This is a genomic window from Anaerolineales bacterium, from assembly GCA_037382465.1.
Taxonomy (GTDB): domain Bacteria; phylum Chloroflexota; class Anaerolineae; order Anaerolineales; family E44-bin32; genus WVZH01.
In genome coordinates, this window is record JARRPX010000086.1 from 1 (window position 1) to 18514 (window position 18514).

At 55.2% G+C, this 18514-nt stretch carries 16 protein-coding genes and 1 pseudogene; 13 read left to right on the forward strand and 4 right to left on the reverse strand.

The annotated features are described in order from the left end of the window. Positions 1-14 precede the first annotated feature (14 nt). Together P8Z34_15730 and P8Z34_15735 are read right to left on the reverse strand one after the other, a co-directional pair. A complete protein-coding gene (locus P8Z34_15730; protein MEJ2552126.1) occupies positions 15-3173 on the reverse strand; it encodes a BTAD domain-containing putative transcriptional regulator in 3159 nt (1052 codons plus the stop codon). Positions 3174-3180: 7 nt separating this feature from the next. Continuing rightward, the gene (locus P8Z34_15735; protein ID MEJ2552127.1) at positions 3181-3543 is read right to left on the reverse strand and encodes a hypothetical protein; all 363 of its coding nucleotides are present in this window, start codon (positions 3541-3543) and stop codon (positions 3181-3183) included. A 325-nt stretch (positions 3544-3868) separates the two neighbouring features. Here P8Z34_15735 and P8Z34_15740 point away from each other — a divergent pair, with 325 nt between their 5' ends. From P8Z34_15740 to P8Z34_15765, 6 genes are all read left to right on the forward strand, one after another. Beyond that, a complete protein-coding gene (locus tag P8Z34_15740; GenBank protein MEJ2552128.1) occupies positions 3869-5239 on the forward strand; it encodes a dipeptidase in 1371 nt (456 codons plus the stop codon). Positions 5240-5263: 24 nt separating this feature from the next. Next, entirely contained in the window at positions 5264-6166 is a 903-nt protein-coding gene (locus P8Z34_15745) for a DUF1385 domain-containing protein (GenBank protein ID MEJ2552129.1), read from the forward strand. A gap of 87 nt (positions 6167-6253) precedes the next feature. Further along, entirely contained in the window at positions 6254-6460 is a 207-nt protein-coding gene (locus tag P8Z34_15750; protein MEJ2552130.1) for a MoaD/ThiS family protein, read from the forward strand. 24 nt (positions 6461-6484) lie between these two features. Beyond that, positions 6485-7444, forward strand: coding sequence for an ATP-binding protein (locus tag P8Z34_15755; protein ID MEJ2552131.1), 960 nt, complete (start codon positions 6485-6487; stop codon positions 7442-7444). Continuing rightward, entirely contained in the window at positions 7441-7851 is a 411-nt protein-coding gene (gene queF / locus P8Z34_15760; GenBank protein ID MEJ2552132.1) for a preQ(1) synthase, read from the forward strand. The genes P8Z34_15755 and queF overlap by 4 nt, the downstream gene beginning before the upstream one ends. 1 nt (position 7852) lies before the next feature. Further along, complete coding sequence (locus P8Z34_15765; protein MEJ2552133.1) at positions 7853-8542, forward strand: queuosine precursor transporter; 690 nt, start codon at positions 7853-7855, stop codon at positions 8540-8542. 44 nt (positions 8543-8586) lie between these two features. Here the strand turns inward: P8Z34_15765 and P8Z34_15770 are convergent. After that, positions 8587-9844: pseudogene (locus P8Z34_15770) on the reverse strand (glutamine synthetase family protein). A gap of 482 nt (positions 9845-10326) precedes the next feature. Then, the gene (gene tilS, locus P8Z34_15775) at positions 10327-11808 is read right to left on the reverse strand and encodes a tRNA lysidine(34) synthetase TilS (protein MEJ2552134.1); all 1482 of its coding nucleotides are present in this window, start codon (positions 11806-11808) and stop codon (positions 10327-10329) included. Between the two features lie 131 nt (positions 11809-11939). On the opposite strand from tilS, the gene P8Z34_15780 reads away from it, so the two are divergent. The 7 genes from P8Z34_15780 to minE all read left to right on the forward strand — a co-directional run bounded on the left by P8Z34_15780 (position 11940) and on the right by minE (position 18437). Then, positions 11940-13004 carry a rod shape-determining protein gene (locus tag P8Z34_15780; protein MEJ2552135.1) on the forward strand — a complete coding sequence of 355 codons (1065 nt, stop codon included), beginning with the start codon at positions 11940-11942 and terminating at the stop codon, positions 13002-13004. Between the two features lie 39 nt (positions 13005-13043). Next, positions 13044-13877, forward strand: a complete 834-nt coding sequence (gene mreC / locus P8Z34_15785) for a rod shape-determining protein MreC (protein ID MEJ2552136.1) — start codon at positions 13044-13046, stop codon at positions 13875-13877. Positions 13878-13887: 10 nt separating this feature from the next. Next, entirely contained in the window at positions 13888-14388 is a 501-nt protein-coding gene (gene mreD / locus P8Z34_15790; protein MEJ2552137.1) for a rod shape-determining protein MreD, read from the forward strand. A gap of 12 nt (positions 14389-14400) precedes the next feature. Then, positions 14401-16554 (forward strand): penicillin-binding protein 2, encoded by a 2154-nt coding sequence (gene mrdA / locus P8Z34_15795; protein ID MEJ2552138.1) that lies wholly within the window; start codon positions 14401-14403, stop codon positions 16552-16554. A gap of 96 nt (positions 16555-16650) precedes the next feature. Further along, the gene (gene minC, locus P8Z34_15800) at positions 16651-17328 is read left to right on the forward strand and encodes a septum site-determining protein MinC (GenBank protein MEJ2552139.1); all 678 of its coding nucleotides are present in this window, start codon (positions 16651-16653) and stop codon (positions 17326-17328) included. A gap of 33 nt (positions 17329-17361) precedes the next feature. Further along, positions 17362-18168, forward strand: a complete 807-nt coding sequence (gene minD / locus P8Z34_15805; GenBank protein ID MEJ2552140.1) for a septum site-determining protein MinD — start codon at positions 17362-17364, stop codon at positions 18166-18168. Continuing rightward, positions 18165-18437 carry a cell division topological specificity factor MinE gene (gene minE, locus P8Z34_15810; protein ID MEJ2552141.1) on the forward strand — a complete coding sequence of 91 codons (273 nt, stop codon included), beginning with the start codon at positions 18165-18167 and terminating at the stop codon, positions 18435-18437. Before minD ends, minE begins: the two co-directional genes overlap by 4 nt. Positions 18438-18514: the final 77 nt, after the last annotated feature.

Genomic DNA, 18514 nt, shown 5'->3' on the forward strand with positions numbered 1-18514 from the left:
ATTGAATTCGCCACTCACTTGATTAATCGGGCGTACAGATCCCGGACCGTTTTCGGTGGATCCAACCCCAATTCTGTCGAGAGTCCATTCACGTATTTCTGATAGTGAGCCACGATCTCGCTTCGTCGGCCCAATCGTCCGAGTGCCTCTAAAAATCGGAAATTGGTATCGTCACGAAGGGGATCGATCTGTAAGGCCTGACGAAGTGTATTGACAGCCCTTAATGGCTGATCGCGGATCAATGCCTCTTCGGCGTGTTGGGCTAACAAATCAAGATATTGAAGTTCTATATCCCGACGCCGTTCGACGACCCAATCTGAATCGAATTCGGATAGAAACGATCCCGTGTAAGAATTGATCGCTTCCGTAAGAGCGAACATACGGCGAGGATCACCGATCGGTAGACTTTCGGCTACCGATGTAGCCCGTTCAAATCGAGCCACATCGTATTCAATGGCGAGTTCAGGATTGACCGAGTATACCGAACCTTCATGCAGAATCGTCGAACGGCCAAGTACCCGACGCAGGCTGTAAACGGCAGTATGCAAATTCGCCACCTGCCGGCCGGGAGGATGGTGTTGCCAGAAAGTCTCCAGGAGCACATCCCGGTCAACATGTTGGTGATCAATGAGATAGAACAACACTTCCCGTGCAAGAGGTTTCAGATCCGTGATCTGGGCATCATTCTTGAGAACATTGGCTTCCCCGAATGCTTTGAACACAAGCCGAACACCCCGTAGATCTTTTTCTTCGCCGATGTTCCGGTAATGCTGCGCGACTGCACGCATGGTCTCAACTCTGCGTAGAACAACCGAAAGAGAAGGGTGGCCTGCGAGGCGGTTCCTCGCGAACTCACGAAAGGAATCATCGAATGACAATTCAGCCGACAGCAATTGTTCGGTTCCGTTGGTGTTCGCCCAATCGAGAACACGTACGAGTGTGTTTTGCGCTTCATCCCGGGCCCCGATCGCAAACTCCGCCCGTGATTGGAAGTAGAGACCTAACGTGGTAATAGCGACATCGCTGTTGTGTTCCTTTAGCAATATAGATTTCAGCTTCATTATGGACTGCTGGGGTTTAATGTGCGATTCCAGCGCCGCCAATTGGATCATTATTTCGGATGTCAAATCGCTGGTCTTTTCCAGATTGATCGCACGCCGCAGCCAATCATACGCCAGACTTCCGCCCCCGCGCCGGCGGTGTAGGACGCTCGTCTGCACGCACCCGTATCGAATTTGTTGTAGATCATCCAATCGTATGGCGATATCCAGTCCCAATCCGTAAAGCTCTGCAGCCTGCAGGGCGAGGTTGAGATCATTGAATAAATCCGCCTGACCGAAGAGGATCAGAGCTTCCTGCGGAGGACTGGCTGCTTGACGCGCATATTTGAGACCTTCATTGTAGAGCTCCATGGCCTCTTCATACTCACCGCGCTGATGCGAATCGTGCGCGAGATTCATGAAGGAAACCGCCAGCGGCAGAGGAGCTCCATCCTGCAGCAAGATTTGATGGGCCTGCTTCGTCGTAGCGTACGCTTCCGAGGATTTCCCCAAAGCAACCTGTATTGTCGATTGATCGATCAAACCGTATGCTAAATCTAATTTTCCTTCCGTCTTTTGATATAAAGCAACGGCCTTCGAGCAGTAGGATTCGGCTGCAAGTAAATCTCCCTTCAACGAAGATGCCAGTGCACGCAATCGATAGCATTCTGCCTTTTGCAGGCGCTTGCCGGATGGCTTTAAAATATCTTCCGCCCGATTAATTACTTCGATCACAGCCTCATATGATCCGCGACGAAGTGCTACGTGGCCGCGAAGAATTTCATAATACGCCCGCACATTTTTAGGCGAATCCAGATCCAGCATGGTCTTCGCTTGATCGAGATTTTTCTCCGCCTCCTCCAGGCGTCCCTGCTGGGTGTATTTCGCCGCGAGGTAAAGTAGCACGCGAGGCGCGGGAGAATCGATCTCTTCGAGCCGCCGCGCCCAAACCTCGAGTGTTTGCCACCGTCCGCTGACAAACATCTCACGGGCGCGTCTCTCGGCCAACTCGACAGCACGCTTGCCCTCCCCGGCATCGCAGAACAGTTCAACGGCATACTCGGGGGAATCATGGTCGGCCAGGTATCTCGCAGCACGGTTGAGCAAGCTCTTGTATCGCTGTGCATCTCCACCCTGCAGGGTTTCCAATAGAAATTCACGGAATTGAGGGTGGTATTCGTATGTTCTGGGGCCTTCATCGGTCGCCGTGACGAACAATCCCCGGTCGACGATGCGAGCGAGCATGCTGGAACTATCATCACGCTGCAACAAGTAATTGCAGCCCTCCACCGTCATGACCGGAAAAACCGAAGTGTCCAACACGAAACGGCGCAGATCATCCGGTTGGCGATTCAGGACGACCGAAGCGAGGTACTCATAGACCATCGGCCGTGAACTCATCTTCAACGCATTCAACCCTCGGCCCGAGAGTTCCGCCGAAAGGATCACCCCCGTGATCCAGCCACGGGTGTCATGCTGCAATCGCTCCGCGGCATCCTCACCAATTTCCAGGCTGGAATGCACTCGTGCGAGTTTAATAATTTCTTCTCTCGACAAGGCCAGATCTTGTGGACCGAAGCCGATTAGATTCCCCTCCGCCATGAATTTTGCTAGCGAAACCTCCAGCACTTCACGTCCTGAAGCAATGAGCGTAACCTGTTCGGGTTGTTCTTCCAAAAATTGGTCCAGGAAATTCAAGATCGGTTTGGACTTGTTGATCCAATGCACGTCGTCCAGCGCAATGACCAAGGTCTCGTTGATGTTGGCGTCGATCACTTCGACAAACATGCGTGCGAGAGCTTCAGGTGAGTAATCGGAAAGCGAATCGAAGTCAAATATCCCCTGCAGACGCCGGAAGCGTCGTTGCAGCGAGCTGGAAAGTACCATGGCAAAATGGAACAAGTCTTGATCTACGGCTGACAGACGCGCCCAACAGACCGGCAATTCCGTGTGTTTCGTAAAATCGGCCAGAAGCGTCGTCTTCCCGTATCCCGCCGGGGCGGCTATGATGATGAGTTTTCGGGGAATGTTCGCGTGGATTTCATCGACCAGGTGCTCTCGATGCACCTTGCTTTCAACATCAAAACTCAGTGGTGTGATTGCATGCCGCAGAACGGAATTGAATTTTGCCATCCGTCCCTCAACCTACTTCCGACGACGAATTATCTAGCGAAAAGGCTTTCTCTACTTCGTCTACCGTTCCCTGCTCTCGATAATCCACAGCAGCACGGAAGAGACACCGGCTGGAAGGTGTTAATTCGGGAAGATGCATGGTAAACGTCAATCTGCTGTTCATGGCACCGATGATATTCGTGCTGGCCAACTCAACATCATCGCCATCCGTGATTACGACAGCTATATCCGGTGGAATTCGAAACGGTGTCAACTCCATCGAGATTCTTACTCGACGATGATCCGCTTGAACAGAAAATGACACCTTTCGAATACGAACTTCTTCGGGCGGGAGAGCATCTTCAGACGGATTATCAACGGGTAATTCCATGGCCGTTTTGCCGCGTATCCTCCATTATAGGGCATTCCCGAAAGTTTCCACCCCCAACCCATGCCATTGGCAGACGTTAAACCTATCACATCTTGCAAAATTTACCACTTGCGCATAGCGGACTTCCTCAAAGTTTCTGTGTTGAATGGGTCAAAAGTATGCTGGTAGTTGAAAGTGGTAGAATTGATGTGATGTGTTGAAACGCCGATACCCATTATAATTCGTTCCACAACTTTCGTATTGACTTGTAATTCAGAACCTTTCCCCAGGTGCGTTGGGAAATGCGTTTTTCATTGAAATCTTCCCAACGGTAAGGAGTTCACACATGTCCGCTAGATCATCTGCCATCGAATGGGCTCGTTCACACCAGGCCGATGCGTTGGAGGATTTCAAGACCATACTTCGCATACCTTCGATTTCGACGCTGCCGGAAAATAATGAGGACGTCGAGCGAGCAGCCGAGTGGATCACAGAGAACCTGCGTGAACTCGGATGTGAAGTTGCGAAAACGATCGAAACCGGCGGCCATCCGGTGGTATACGCCGAGTGGCTGGAGGCCGAATCAGACAAACCGACGATCCTGGTATACGGTCATTACGATGTTCAACCCCCGGAACCCCTGGAGGAATGGGAAAGCGATCCCTTCGACCCTCAAGTGCGAGGGGAAAATCTGTACGCATGCGGCGCATCCGACATGAAGGGACAAATGATTGCCTTTCTCACGGCAGTGAAGGCCATCCAAAGCACCTCCCGATTGCCCGTGAATCTCAAATTCATGTTCGAAGGAGAAGAGGAAGTTGGTTCGCCCCATCTCGCCGACTTTATCCACGAACACAAGGATATGTTGTCCAGCACTTTTTGTTTGAACTGCGATTCGGGGATATTGGATCCCGAAACCCCCTCGCTGACGTATACCTTGCGCGGTCTGTCCTACTTCGAACTTCGCTTACAAGGCGCTAGAAGCGATTTGCATTCCGGCTTGTTTGGCGGTGCGATCGACAATCCCGCCAACGTTCTTTGCCAGTTGATCGCAGGCATGCGCGACGCCAGCGGCAGAGTCACACTTCCCGGCTTTTATGACGATGTCCGTCCGCTGACGGACGAAGACCGTGAGGAGATGGTCGCCAAACCGGATTCCTGGTGGCTCGAGCAGACTGGCGTTCCCGTCCTTTTCGGCGAAGAAGGATACACGGCTGCGGAGAGAGCCACTGCCCGTCCGACGTTGGACGTCAACGGCCTGCTGAGTGGCTTTACGGGCGAAGGCTCGAAAACCGTGCTTCCTGCGAAGGCCATGGCGAAATTCTCCATGCGCCTGGTGCCCGATCAGGATCCGAATAAAATCAAAACCATCGTGGAAACTTACCTGACCGAGAACGCTCCGCCTACCGTAACCTGGGAATTAGAGGATTTGTCGAGCTGCTTCCCGTCGATCAGCGAGCGCGATTCGGCTTCTGTCCGTGCAGCAACGCGTGCCTTCGAGAAAGTCTGGGGTAAAGCCCCCGTCTTTCAACGTCAGGGTGGTTCCGTTCCCGTTGTGGGCATCATCCAGGAGCTGCTGGGATTGGAAAGTCTGATCATGGGTTTCGGCTTGCCCGACGACAACCTGCACGCCCCCAACGAGAAGCAGCACATCCCTACGTTTTATCGCGGCATCGAGACCTACATTCATTATCTATTCGAGACAGCAGAAGACTAGAACATGCAGGAGATGAAGAACAGCATGGAAGAAAAATTGCCAGCGTACGGCGGCCAGGCGTTGATCGAAGGTGTAATGATGCGTGGTAAACATAGTTGTGCCATGGCCGTGCGTGCACCAGATCAATCCATCGTCGTCGAAACTGAAAAACTCGGCAGCATCTATCAAAGCAGGATTGCCCAACTGCCGTTCGTCCGCGGTTTGATCACGCTCTGGGATGCACTCGCTCTCGGCATACGGGCACTCGTATTTTCAGCGAACATTCAAGCGCCGGAAGATGAGAAGATCGAAGGCGGGATGCTCGCCCTCACCCTCGTGCCCTCGCTGCTCTTCGCTGTTGCCGTTTTCATGCTCCTGCCTATCGGTATCGCTTATCTGGCGGAACGATTCCTTGCCTGGAACGCCTGGCAATCCAATCTGCTCGAGGGTTTCGTGCGCCTCGGATTGCTGCTTGCCTACCTCGCAGCCATACGCCGCGTTGCGGACATTCGACGCGTCTACATGTATCATGGCGCAGAACATAAAACGATCAACGCCTTCGAAGATGGCGCGGAACTGAACATAGAAGGTGTGCGGCCTTACTCGCGCCAACATCCCCGCTGCGGAACGGCCTTCCTGCTCACTGTTTTTGTATTTTCGATACTGCTGTTCAGCGCCATTGGTCCCTTACCGATGCTGACCCGAATCATAAGCCGCCTGGTGCTGCTCCCCTTGCTCGCTTCGCTGGCTTATGAGTACATCCGCTTCACGGGAACATTGCACAACCATACCCTGGCGAAAATCCTCATGGCACCGAATCTATGGCTGCAGAACATGACGACGGCTGAGCCGGATGATGATATGCTGGCAATCGCCATCGCAGCCTTTAAAGCCATGTATTCGGAAGAACAACGGCTGGCAGCCGAAGCATCGGCCGTCTCAACTTGATCCACCGCTCCCATTTCATCGGCGAATTCGACGTTCATTGACTGGCCCCGGACGGCTGGGTACAATCCTTGAGAAATTGGGGTCAATATGCCGATATCCATTAAATTGCGAGATACTGTATACGAAGTACGGGCAGGCATGACAGCTCGAGACGCGCTGAAGAAAATCAATGTGCTGCCCGAGACGGTTCTCATAACCAGAAATGGGGAACTCATTACCGACGACGAGATTCTCACAGATGGAGAGGAAATCCGCTTGATCGCTGTAATTTCAGGCGGTTCCAATCGCGGATAGTTCCCAATGGATCGATAGACAGCCATGAATTGTCGAAAGTGCGGCAAGAAAGCCGTGATCAACATGCGACAGCACAAGCTGGGCTTGTGTGAAGAGCATTTCCTCGATTGGATCCCGCAGCAAACGCAACGTTTCATCGAAAAATATGGGATGTTTACAAAGGATGATCGAATCCTTGTCGCCATCTCCGGCGGAAAGGATTCCTTAAGCCTCTGGGATGTTCTCGTCCGCCTTGGCTACCATGCCGATGGGCTTTACATTAACCTGGGGATCGACGATGGAACGCAATACTCCTCAAAATCCAAGCGGTTCGCAGAAGACTTTGCTGAAACCAACAAGCTGCAATTGCTGTCCGTCGCCACAGAGTCGTCGGAGGGTTTCACGATACCGGAAGCATCCCGTCGTACTTTGCGGGGACAAGACAGGCCGTGTTCCGTGTGCGGCCTCACCAAACGGCATATCCTCAATCGTGTCGCCCGCGAGAAGAATTATGACGTGCTCGTTACGGGCCACAATCTCGATGACGAAGCTGCAGTGTTGTTCGGCAACACACTAAATTGGGCGACTGGCTACCTCCTCCGCCAGGGTCCGCTTCTCGAAGCGAAATCCGGATTGGTGCGTAAAGCCAAACCGTTCTTTCGATTTTACGAACGGGAAACGGCCGCTTATGCACTCCTGCGGGGTATCGAATACATCTATGAAGAATGTCCTTACGCAGCGGGGGCAACATCACTTTATTACAAGGAACTACTCAACAGCATGGAAGACAAGCGACCGGGTGCGAAACTGTCTTTCCTGCTCTCCTTCTTGCGAGCGAAAGAATCCGGATTCATCACCGACGGCAACTCTGTTGATTCCCGTGAACTTCGAGCTTGCCAATCCTGCGGGCAGCCGACGACGGCTCCGGACATGTGCACCTACTGCCGCACCTGGACGCAAATACGCAGCCGACAGCCCAGAACCATCGAAGGGAGCCTCACATGACGGAAGCCAAAGACCTGGAGGGACTCACGCTACTCGGGAAAGGTTCAGAACCGAGCAGACGCCTGGAGACGTTTCCAAACCGCCATCCCAACCGCCGTTACCTTGTACGGCTGGAGTCGGAAGAGTTCACCTGTTTATGCCCTGCGACAGGTCAACCCGACTTCGCCGCGATTCACGTCGAATACATCCCCAATGAAAAGATCCTCGAATCCAAATCTTTCAAACTCTATTTGTGGTCCTACCGGGATGAAGGGGTCTTTCACGAACACGTTACCAACACGATTCTGGACAATCTCGTCGAAGCTCTGGATCCTCATTGGTGCCGGGTGGTCGGCGAATTCAACATCCGCGGCGGCATTGCCATCACCGTGGAGTGCGAACACGGAACGCGGGGGGAATTGGGCTGAAATGCGTGCGTATCGTTGGTATCCGACCGTACTTGCAGTTTTCGTCACGACGTTGATCATCTCGAACATCATCGCAGTGAAGCTGTTCACCGTCCTTAACCTTACCCTGCCCGCTGCGGTGATCCTGTTTCCGATCGCTTATATCTTCGGCGATGTGCTTACCGAAGTGTATGGGTATGCCCGTGCCCGGCAGGCGATTTGGATCGGATTTGGGTGCAATCTGCTGGCTGTGGCTGCGATATGGATTGGCGGCTTACTCCCTGCAGATCCGATTTGGACGGCTGGAATCTATACCGACACCCAGGAAGCTTCCCGCGCCTACCAGGCGATCCTGGGCTTTACCCCCCGGCTGCTGCTGGCCTCGTTTCTGGCTTACCTTGCTGGTGAATTTCTCAACTCCCTCGTGCTTGCTCGCCTCAAATTGACCACAGAGGGCCGCTTCCTCTGGATACGAACGATCGCTTCGACCCTCGTTGGCCAGGGCATCGACTCAGCGATCTTCATCAGCATCGCATTCTACGCTCTCCCCGCCTCCGTATTACTCGGCATGATCGTCAGCCAATGGCTTTTCAAGAGCGGCTACGAAGCGTTGGCAACGCCGCTGACCTACACGATCGTCAACGCGCTCAAACGAGCCGAGGGCGAAGACTACTTCGACCGCGGGACGAACTTCAATCCCCTGCAGTTCTAGCAGTCCTCAACCTCGTTTCGCATGAATGCACGCTGCATCGACGACTACGCTGTCTCTAAATAGTATTCGACTTCCCAGTCCATTACCTTGATGCGGAACTCATCCCACTCTGCGCGCTTCGCGCGTACGAACGCCTCGTAGGCTTCTTCGCCCAGGGCATTTTTCAATACCTCATCCTTGTCCAGTTCGTCCAGCGCTTCCCCCAGGGAACCGGGCAGTTGGCCGACATTCCTGGCAGCCAGCTCTTCAGGCGACATTTCGTAGATATTCACGTTATTGACCGGTTCGGGGCATTCGAGGTTTCGTTCGATTCCGTCAAGCCCGGCAGGCCTGGCCCGAATATTTCGGAATGCGGATCATCGCCGAGCGGTTGATCTGCGCCCAGCACACGTACACCGGCGCCTCATAGCCGGGCACGATACGTTTATATGAATTCACCGTAGGCGCAACGATTCCCGCCAGTGCTCGTGCGTGCTTGATCTGTCCCGCGATGTATCCGTAGGCGATGGGGGAAAGCATGTATTCATCATTTTCATCGAAGAATAGATTCTCGCCTTTGGTGGAAAAGATCGATTGATGGGTGTGCATCCCGGAACCGTTGATGCCGAAAATCGGTTTGGGCATGAAGGTGGCGATCAAGCCGTACTTTGCCGCAAGTGCGCGGATCGTATATTTCAATGTGACGACGTTGTCCGCGGCGTGTAACGCGTCGGCGAAGCGAAAATCGATTTCATGCTGCCCGAGTGCGACCTCGTGATGGCCCATCTCGACTTCCAGGCCCATGCTCGATAAGCCAAGCATCAACTCGGTGCGAACACGTTGAGCCTCGTCGCTGGCAGAAAAATCGAAGTAGCCACCGACATCGTGTGGCACGGGATGGATACTCTCCTGACCGTTGCGGCGCAGCAGGAAGAATTCAGGCTCCGGTCCCATGTTGGCTTTCCAACCCCGATCCTCAATCCGCTGCAGCACCCCCTTGAGAACGCCCCGAGGGTCGCCAGGAAATAACGTTCCGTCCGGCTGATAGATGTCGCAGAACAAGCGGGCTCTGCGCCGTTCGGGTTGTGACCAGGGCAGCACCGCGTACGTGTCTGCATCGGGCACAAGACGCATGTCGCTCTCCTGGATGCGGGCGAAGCCGTGCACCGACGAGCCATCGAACCAAACCCCCTCCTTCAGCGCTTTCTCGACGCGGGAAGCAGGAATGTCCACACTCTTCACCGCCCCGGTCACGTCGGTGAACTGCAGGCACACGTATTTGACGTTGTCCTCCTTCACCTTTTTCAAGACTTCTTTCACCATTTGTTCCTCCTTGAGATTGCTTTAAGACTAAACTGCGATCGTGACATGTCTGGATTCACACCGGTCGCATTGAACCATCTCTCTTTTCGCCCACGGGAATTGGACGTAAAGAACAAGGCACGCAGGGCGTGCCTTCAGGTTCGATCTGCATATCGCCCTTCCATTATCTTTCAGGTACTACCGACATCGCCGTTGATGACCGATAATCACCTGACCGCAGCGCTGGCCTTGTTCCAACCCTCGCCGTTCGATTCCAAACCATCGCTTTCTCGGAAGGAAGTAAAGAGCTTGTGGCGAGCTCCGGAGATATCTGCTGTAACTTCTTCGATTTTGCCCCGAGGTTTTCCAGGTTCGATCCTACCTTGCGGCGAGGCACCTCCTGTTCGCGCCTTCGGTATTGCCCGAAGCCCGAAAATTGTTCTTCCAATTCAGTTTTTTTACCTGGCGGGATTATAGCTTTGCCCCGAATCCCAGTCAAGATTTTACCTTTCAGCGGCGAAGGAATCACCCCTATCTTGAAAGGGATCGAGTAATCGAAGCAATATAATTTCTTTCGTCTGCTGTGTAATTCGTGCGTCATTCGACATTCGCAATCCCGCAACCCAGAACACTTGATCCCCTCCGACGACAAGAGGCCAGCGGTTTCGCACCATTCGTGGGATGTGGCAATTGACAAAAAGGTCCGCTACCTTTAGCGATCCTCGCATGCCGAGCGGTCGGATGCGGTCGCCGCGTTTTCGATCGCGAACAATAAGCGGTATTTCGACTTTCGAGGCGTCCATCGCCGCCGTTCTTCCGGACTCGTCACTATAAATCGTCTCCCGCAGATCTCGAGTCAGGGACATCTGCATCGCATCCAGCGCCCATCCGCAAGCGAGTTCCATTCTCCCTGGAATGGGAAGTTCTCCAGGAGACTCGGAAACGGTTTGTGGATATTCTGAGAACTCCATCTCCGCGTCCGCATCGAAAAGAAGGAACGTCTCCGCAAAGCGGGTCAACACCAGATTTCCAGCCAGGTAAATCCGCTTGCCCCTTTCTTTCGCTCGCACGAAACGGCAGGCACGCTCTACGATTTCGAAGCCCACGTCGCGTAACGTGGGTTTCAGCTTGTAGATCACCTCTCGCATGACCGCTCGCTCCAGGGCAAGCGGCAGTTCCAGGAAAGCTGCCGTACGCAGCGCAAGCGCACGATCTCCTTGTGGAATAACAATCGACGGCCAGCACCCTTCGACCTCATCCGCAAGCCAGGCCGCCTCCGCCGCCATCACCTGGGCAGTACGGTTCAACACGTTGCGGATCTCCGGATTGTAACTTTCCAGGATCGGCAGGAGCTCGTGCCGCAATCGATTTCGAAAATATGTGGGATCGAGATTCGAAGTGTCCAGAATCGGCGATAAGCCCCGGGCTTCACAGTAGTCCACCGTCTGTTGGTGCGTCAGGCAGAGAAGCGGCCGGACCAGCGACAAGTCACCCCCATCGCCTGTAATACCGACCCAATTGCTGAGGGACGTCCGCGGAAGCATACCGCGCAGACCCGAAGGTCCGGCGCCGCGCAGGAAATGCATCAAGACAGTCTCTGCCTGGTCGTCAGCCGTATGCCCCGTGGCGATGGCGTTCACGCCGTAATCCCGGGCGACGCGAACCAGGAAGCGATAGCGCAGGATTCGAGCGGCTTCCTCGAGCGATGCCCCGTGTTCGGCGAAAGCGGCGACTTCGGCTTTCTCAGTCACGCATTCCAGACCGAGCTGCGCCGCAGCCTGCCGGACGAATTGCGCCTCCGATTCGCTATCCTCGCGCAGTTGGTGATCGAGATGGGCCACGATGGGCCGATAATTCAACCGATGTAGGCAATGCAGCAGACAGAGGCTGTCCGCCCCACCAGAGACTGCAGCCACGAGCGGCTGGTTGGCGGTGAACAGCTCTTCTTTGCCGATAAAAAGAGCGATTTCCCGACAGACGTCCATATTCAGGCGATTATAGCATCGTAGCACTAGCGTATGGATATCGTTTTACATAACTATAGACAGCGATGTGGCAAAAGGTTAAACTTGTCTGTGCTATAATCTGGAACTGGCCTCACGGAGGTACACGAACTGTGGCATTGAACCCCCTGAACTGGCTGCTTGGACTCTTTTCTCTCGACATCGGAATCGACCTTGGGACAGCGAACACGCTCGTTAATGTACGCGGCAAAGGCATCGTCATCAACGAGCCTTCCTGGGTCGCCATCGAGAAGAAAACCAAGCGCCCTTTAGCCATTGGCGCGGAAGCCAAGCAAATGGTTGGACGAACACCGGCCAACGTGGTCGTGATTCGGCCGCTGCGGGACGGCGTGATCTCCGAATTCGAGATCACCGAGCGGATGCTGGAATACTTCATCGCCAAAGCCCACGAACAAAGCATCTCACCCGTGCCTCGACCCAGGGTGGTTGTCGGCATTCCTAGCGGAGCCACGGAAGTTGAAAAACGCGCCGTTTACGACGCCGCCATGGCTGCCGGCGCGCGGGAGGCGCTGCTGATCGAAGAACCGACTGCCGCAGCCCTCGGTGCCCGGCTTCCGATCGGTGAGGTGCGCGGATCGATGATCGTCGACATCGGCGGCGGCACGACCGAACTCGCCGTCTTTACCATGGGCGGGATCATCGTCTCACGTTCCTTGCGGGTCGCCGGGGATGAGATGGATCAGGACATCGTGAACTACATCCGCAACAAGTACAACCTGCTCATCGGGGAACGTACGGCCGAGCAATTGAAAATCAACATCGGCTCTGCCTACCCCCTCAAGGAAGAAAAAACGATGAGTGTCCGCGGGCGCAACCTGGTACGCGGCTTGCCTGAAGCCATCGAAATATCGTCCGTCGAGATCCGGGAAGCGCTTTCCGGATCCGTGAACATCATCGTTGAAACCATGCGTGACGCCCTGGACGAAATCCCGCCCGAGTTGATTTCCGATCTGATGGAAGATGGTATCTGTTTAGCCGGCGGAACTTCACAACTCCAAAATCTGACCGAACGTCTCTCGTCCGATCTTCGCATGCGCGTCTGGAATGCAGAAGACCCAATGACATGTGTAGCCCGAGGTGCCGGCCTGGTGCTCGAAGACCTCGATCACATGGGTCAGTTCCTCGTCGGTCTTGACCGTCGACAGCAGAAGGCGTAACCTTCTCAGTCGAGGCTCGATATTCCATAGAATAGTCTGATGAATCGATCAAATTCTCGTTTACTCGTCGCCGGAACGTTGGCACTGATTACGATCGGGATCATGATCCTCAGCGTCGGTGGGTATTTCACCCCCGTGCGGGATTTCTTGTCACGTCCCATCAATGCGGTGCAAGCGTGGATCGCCCTGCGCGTATCCGCCATTCACGACACGCTGACTGCGCCGCGTGACGTCGCCTCTCTGCAGGCCGAGGTTTCCCGGCTGCAGAGCGAGGTTGCTCGATTGGAACAGGAAATTATCAGCCTGCGCGAACAAGCGGCAGAAGCCGAAATCCTCGCCTCGCTGCTGAACTATGCCCGTTCTCAACCGGAGAGTCGTTCGATCGCTGCAAACGTGATCGGCCGCGATCCCAGCCCCTTCATCCGCTCCGTATGGATCGACCGCGGCTCGGATTCGAACCTCAGCCAGGGAATGCCGGTGGTCACGGAACGAGGTTTGGTGGGCCGCATCGCCGAGGTATTCCCCACCGCATCGCGCGTACAGTTGATCACAGACCCTGAAGCAGCGGTTAACGTCACGCTGCAGCTCGCCAGGACGGATGGCGTATTGGTAGCGGAATTCAATGGAGAACTGTCCGTGGATTTGATCGATCAGAATGCTGAAGTCACAGTCGGAGAGTTGGTCCTCACCTCCGGGTTGGGCAACAACTACCCCGCCGACATACCTGTCGGTCAGGTTATAAACGTCAGGCGTCGAGACTACGAACTATTCCAACAAGCGGGCGTGCAGCCGAGCGTCGATTTCGACTCGTTGCACATCGTACTGGTCATCACCAACTTCCAACCCATCCCCATCGAACTGACCGCACCGTGAAAGACCAACGATGTCGTACATAGTTGGTATTCCTTTGTTGAGTTTGCTTGCAATTCTCCAATCTGTGCTGATGGGGTATTTCCAACTGCTGGATGGCCGGGCCGACCTGGTGCTCGTGGCCGTTGTCGCATGGAGTCTCACGCGACGGAGCGAGGAAGCCATGGTATGGGCCGTAATCGGCGGTTTTGCACTCGATTTGCTTTCCGGATTGCCTTTTGGAACGAACGCGCTCATTCTCCTCATCGTCACGTTTCTGGTATCCTTCTTGGAAGGACGGTTTTGGGAGGCACATTTGTTGATGCCCTTGGGAGTCATGCTGGTAGCATCGCTGACCTATCACATTCTATCTACACTCGTGGCCATGATCCTCGTGCAAGACGTATCGTTTGCATACACATTCCGCCGAATCATTCTGCCCAGTACGTTCTTGAACGTCATCATCGCCCTTCCGGCCTCACAACTTGCTTCGGCCTTGCATTATCGTCTTTACCCACAAGAGGTCGAGCTTTAAGGCGGTTGAAGCATGTCCATCGGCAATGATACCCACATTCCCAGATCGAGGATTCGTCTTTCATACCTCATCGTCCTGATCATATTCGCCTTCTTCTTCGTCCGCTTGTTCACCCTGCAAATCGTCGAAGGCGAAACGTACCGGGCACAAGCGGACGATAACCGCTTTGAAACGGTGAACTCTCCTGCCGCACGAGGCATCATCTACGATCGCAACGGTTTCCAACTGGTGCGAAATATTCCCTCCTTCAACGTGGTCATCACGCCCGCTCTGCTCCCTGACAGCAACGCAGAAATCGAAGCCATCTACCTACGATTATCCGAAATCACAGGAGTGCCGATCGACCAGGAAGGACCTCCGGCGGCACGATGCGTTCCCGGCCGTGGAATTCGACAGTTCGTCGAGGAGGGACTCACCAACAGCCCCTACGATGCCTGGCCCATCGCCTGCGACATCGACGAGACGGCCGCGCGGATATTGCGTGAAGAATCGATCGACCTGCCTGGCGTGGGAATCGAGATTTCCCCCGTGCGGGATTACACCACGGGCGCACTGACCTCGGCATTGATCGGCTACCTGGGGCCGATACCGGCAATTTTCGAGCCATATTACACCGAGAAGGGTTTCGTATCCGGACGCGACAAGATCGGCTACGCCGGCATCGAATTCGGTTTTGGATCGGTGATCGACCAGGGCGATTTTCAGGGGGTCTACGTCGGTATGTACCAAGAAATCCTGGCCGGCCAGAACGGCGTAAAGCAGGTCGAAATCGATGTTGCCGGACGACAATTGCGGGAGGTCGGAGAAGTCACCCAACCGGTTCCCGGCAACAATCTACGACTGACGATCGACACGCGTCTGCAGGCCTCCGCCGATGCGGCGCTTCGAAACCGGATGGAATTCATCAACCGCTACGCGGGCGAAGAGCGAACACCCATCGGCGTCGTCATCGCTATGGATCCGCGTACGGGCGATATCCTCGCCATGGTTTCGCTGCCCACCTACGAGAACAATCGGTTCGCCCGCTACATCCCGGAAGACTACTACTTCCAACTGGTACAGGACGATCGTGGAAAACCGCTCGTGAATCATGCCATCGCCGATGTATTTCCGCCGGGATCATCGTTCAAGATGGTCACCGCCGTTGGCGCGCTCAATGAAGGGGTGATAACCCCCGAAGAACAGCTCAACGACCCCGGGAAGATCACCATCACCAACCGCTACTTTCCCAACGACCCGGGGAAGGCGAAGGATTTCGTCTGTTGGAAGGAAGACGGCCACGGTCTCGTGGATTTCGTTCACGGGATTGCCTTCTCTTGCAACGTCTATTTTTACAAGATCGGCGGCGGATTCCCGGGCGAGGTTGAAGAGGGTCTCGGCGTCTCGGGGATCAATCGCTACGCACCCGCACTTGGCTACGGCGCTCCCTTGGGCATCGATCTGCCCGGAGAAGTCGGCGGCTTGATTCCCAACGAAGACTGGAAACGCATCAACCTTGGTGAGGGTTGGTCGACGGGCGATACCTACAACACCGTCGTCGGCCAGGGCTTTGTCGCCGCAACTCCCCTGCAGGTTCTCACTTCGATCGTCACGATCGCCAACGGGGGCAAAGTCATGTGGCCCCACGTGATCAAGGAAGTTCTCGACGGTGAGGGCAACGTGATTTCCCAATACGATCCCTGTGTGCTCTGGGACATCGGTGACGACTTCATCACGCCCCTGGACGAGATCGGCGCCGACTGTCCTACACTTCCACCCGAACTACGCCAATTCATCATCGATGAACGGCGAAATCAAGGCATGCTTTCCCCGGACATCATCGTCGATCCACAAGTGCTCGAACTGGCACAGCAAGGCATGCGCCTGGTAGTCACGGAAGGCACAGCGCACGGCTATGCCGACCTGGAGAACATCTCTTCCGCCGGAAAAACCGGTACAGGAGAATTTTGCGACACCGTCGCCTACAACATGGGATTATGTAAACCGGGCGCCTGGCCGACCCATTCCTGGTACACCGCATACGCTCACTTCGAAAATCCCGAGATCTCCGAGGTTGCCTTCGGCTACAACGGCGGTGAGGGCGCAATCACCGCCGGCCCGATCGTCAAGCAAGTCATGGATGCCTATTTTTCCCTCAAAGCGATCGACGTCGCCCTGGTCGAATAGCACCTGCCGAGGCTTGCCTGGCCTGGTACACGTCCACGGCGTTCCGCTTGTCGCATTCGTTCCGAACGCGTGCTATAATCGCCAATCGAACGGGCTATGAACACACCACTGGCGATTAAAGGGGTCCGGGATGGTCTTCTGATCACCGTTCCTGAGGGTGATTGGGCAGAAGTGCTGCCGAATCTACTCGATACCGTTCAAAAACAAACGGATTTCTTTCGCGGTGCTCGTCTTGCACTTCAAATCGAAAGCCGAGAACTGAGTGCTGCGGAACTCGGTCGTTTGCGCGATACGCTTGCGGAGGAGGAAATCACCCTCTGGGCGATTCTCACGACTTCCGCTGCGACACGGGCCGCTGCCGCCGATCTTGGCCTGGAGCTGGAGTTGGCCAAGCCGTCACACGCCGAGAGGGATGACGAATTTCCACTCGAATCACGCCTGCAGGGCGAAGAAGCGGTACTCGTCGAAAGAACGCTGCGTTCCGGACACAATATCCGTTATGCCGGCCACGTCGTCGTACTGGGCGACGTTAATCCAGGTGCGGAGATCGTCGCCGGCGGACACGTGATCGTATGGGGACGGCTGCGAGGCACGGTTCACGCCGGCGCCAGCGGAGACGAAAGCGCCGCGGTTTGTGCGCTCGATCTCTCTCCGACGCAACTGCGAATCGCGGGACAGATCGCCGTCTCCCCCGGCCGCCGGTCGAAAACGATGCCGGAGATCGCTTGTATCCGAGACGGACAACTGGTCGCCGAGCCCTGGCAAGCGAGATGACTATTTTCAGCAAATTGAACACGGAGTTGGTGTATGAGCGGTAAGATAGCAACAATCACATCCGGAAAAGGCGGCGTTGGTAAGACGACCGCCACCGCGAACATCGGCGCTGCGTTGGCCAATATGGGACTGAGTGTGGTCTGCATCGATGCCGACATCGGGCTGCGAAATCTGGATGTCGTCATGGGACTCGAAAACCGAATCGTCTACGACCTGGTGGACGTCGTCGAAGGCCGCTGCAAGCTCCGCCAGGCGATGATCCGGGATAAACGCCTCGAGGAGTTCTATCTCATACCCGCCGCTCAAACCCGGGACAAAACTGCGGTTTCACCCCAGGACATGGTCCGTCTGACGGATGAACTGCGCGCGGATTACGACTGGATCTTGATCGACTCTCCGGCCGGCATCGAACGCGGCTTTCGAAACGCCATCGCCCCGGCAGACATCGTGGTGATCATCACCAACCCGGAGGTTTCCGCCGTGCGTGATGCCGACCGCATCATTGGTCTGGTCGAGGCGGAAGACAAGGGACCGGGCAGGTTGATCATCAATCGGGTCAAGCCCGAGATGATCAAGCGCGGCGATATGCTGGGCACGGATGACGTTCTCGACGTCCTGGCCATCGAACTGGTGGGCGTGGTGCCGGACGACGAGTCGGTCATCGTCGCCGCCAACAAGGGTCTGGCGGTGGTGTTGGACCCGCGCAGCAAAGCAGGCGGATCATTTCGCAACATCGCGCGACGCCTGAACGGTGAGAACGTTCCATTCGAGGCATTGGAGGAGCAGGATGGTTTCTTCGGACGCCTGTCCCGCCTCGTCAAATCAGGAGGCGAAGGATGAGCCTCAGAAACCAATTGCGATTTGGACGACGCAGCAGTGCACAAACTGCCAAGGAACGCCTCAAACTCGTTCTCGTGCACGACAGAGCGGGGCTCTCGCCGAATCGATTGGAAGCGCTCAAGGATGAACTCATCGATGTAATCTCCAGGCACGTCGAGATCGATAAACATTCGGTCCGCGTAACTCTCACGCGCGACCGGGAACAGCAACGCCTCGTCGCAGATATTCCCCTGACCCCTGCTCCTTCTCGACGCGGAAGGTCAAGATAAGGTATGCGTCAAACCCGCATTTGGCGACATTTCGATGTTTGGCTGTTAGCCGCGGTCGCGGTGCTGACGATCGCCGG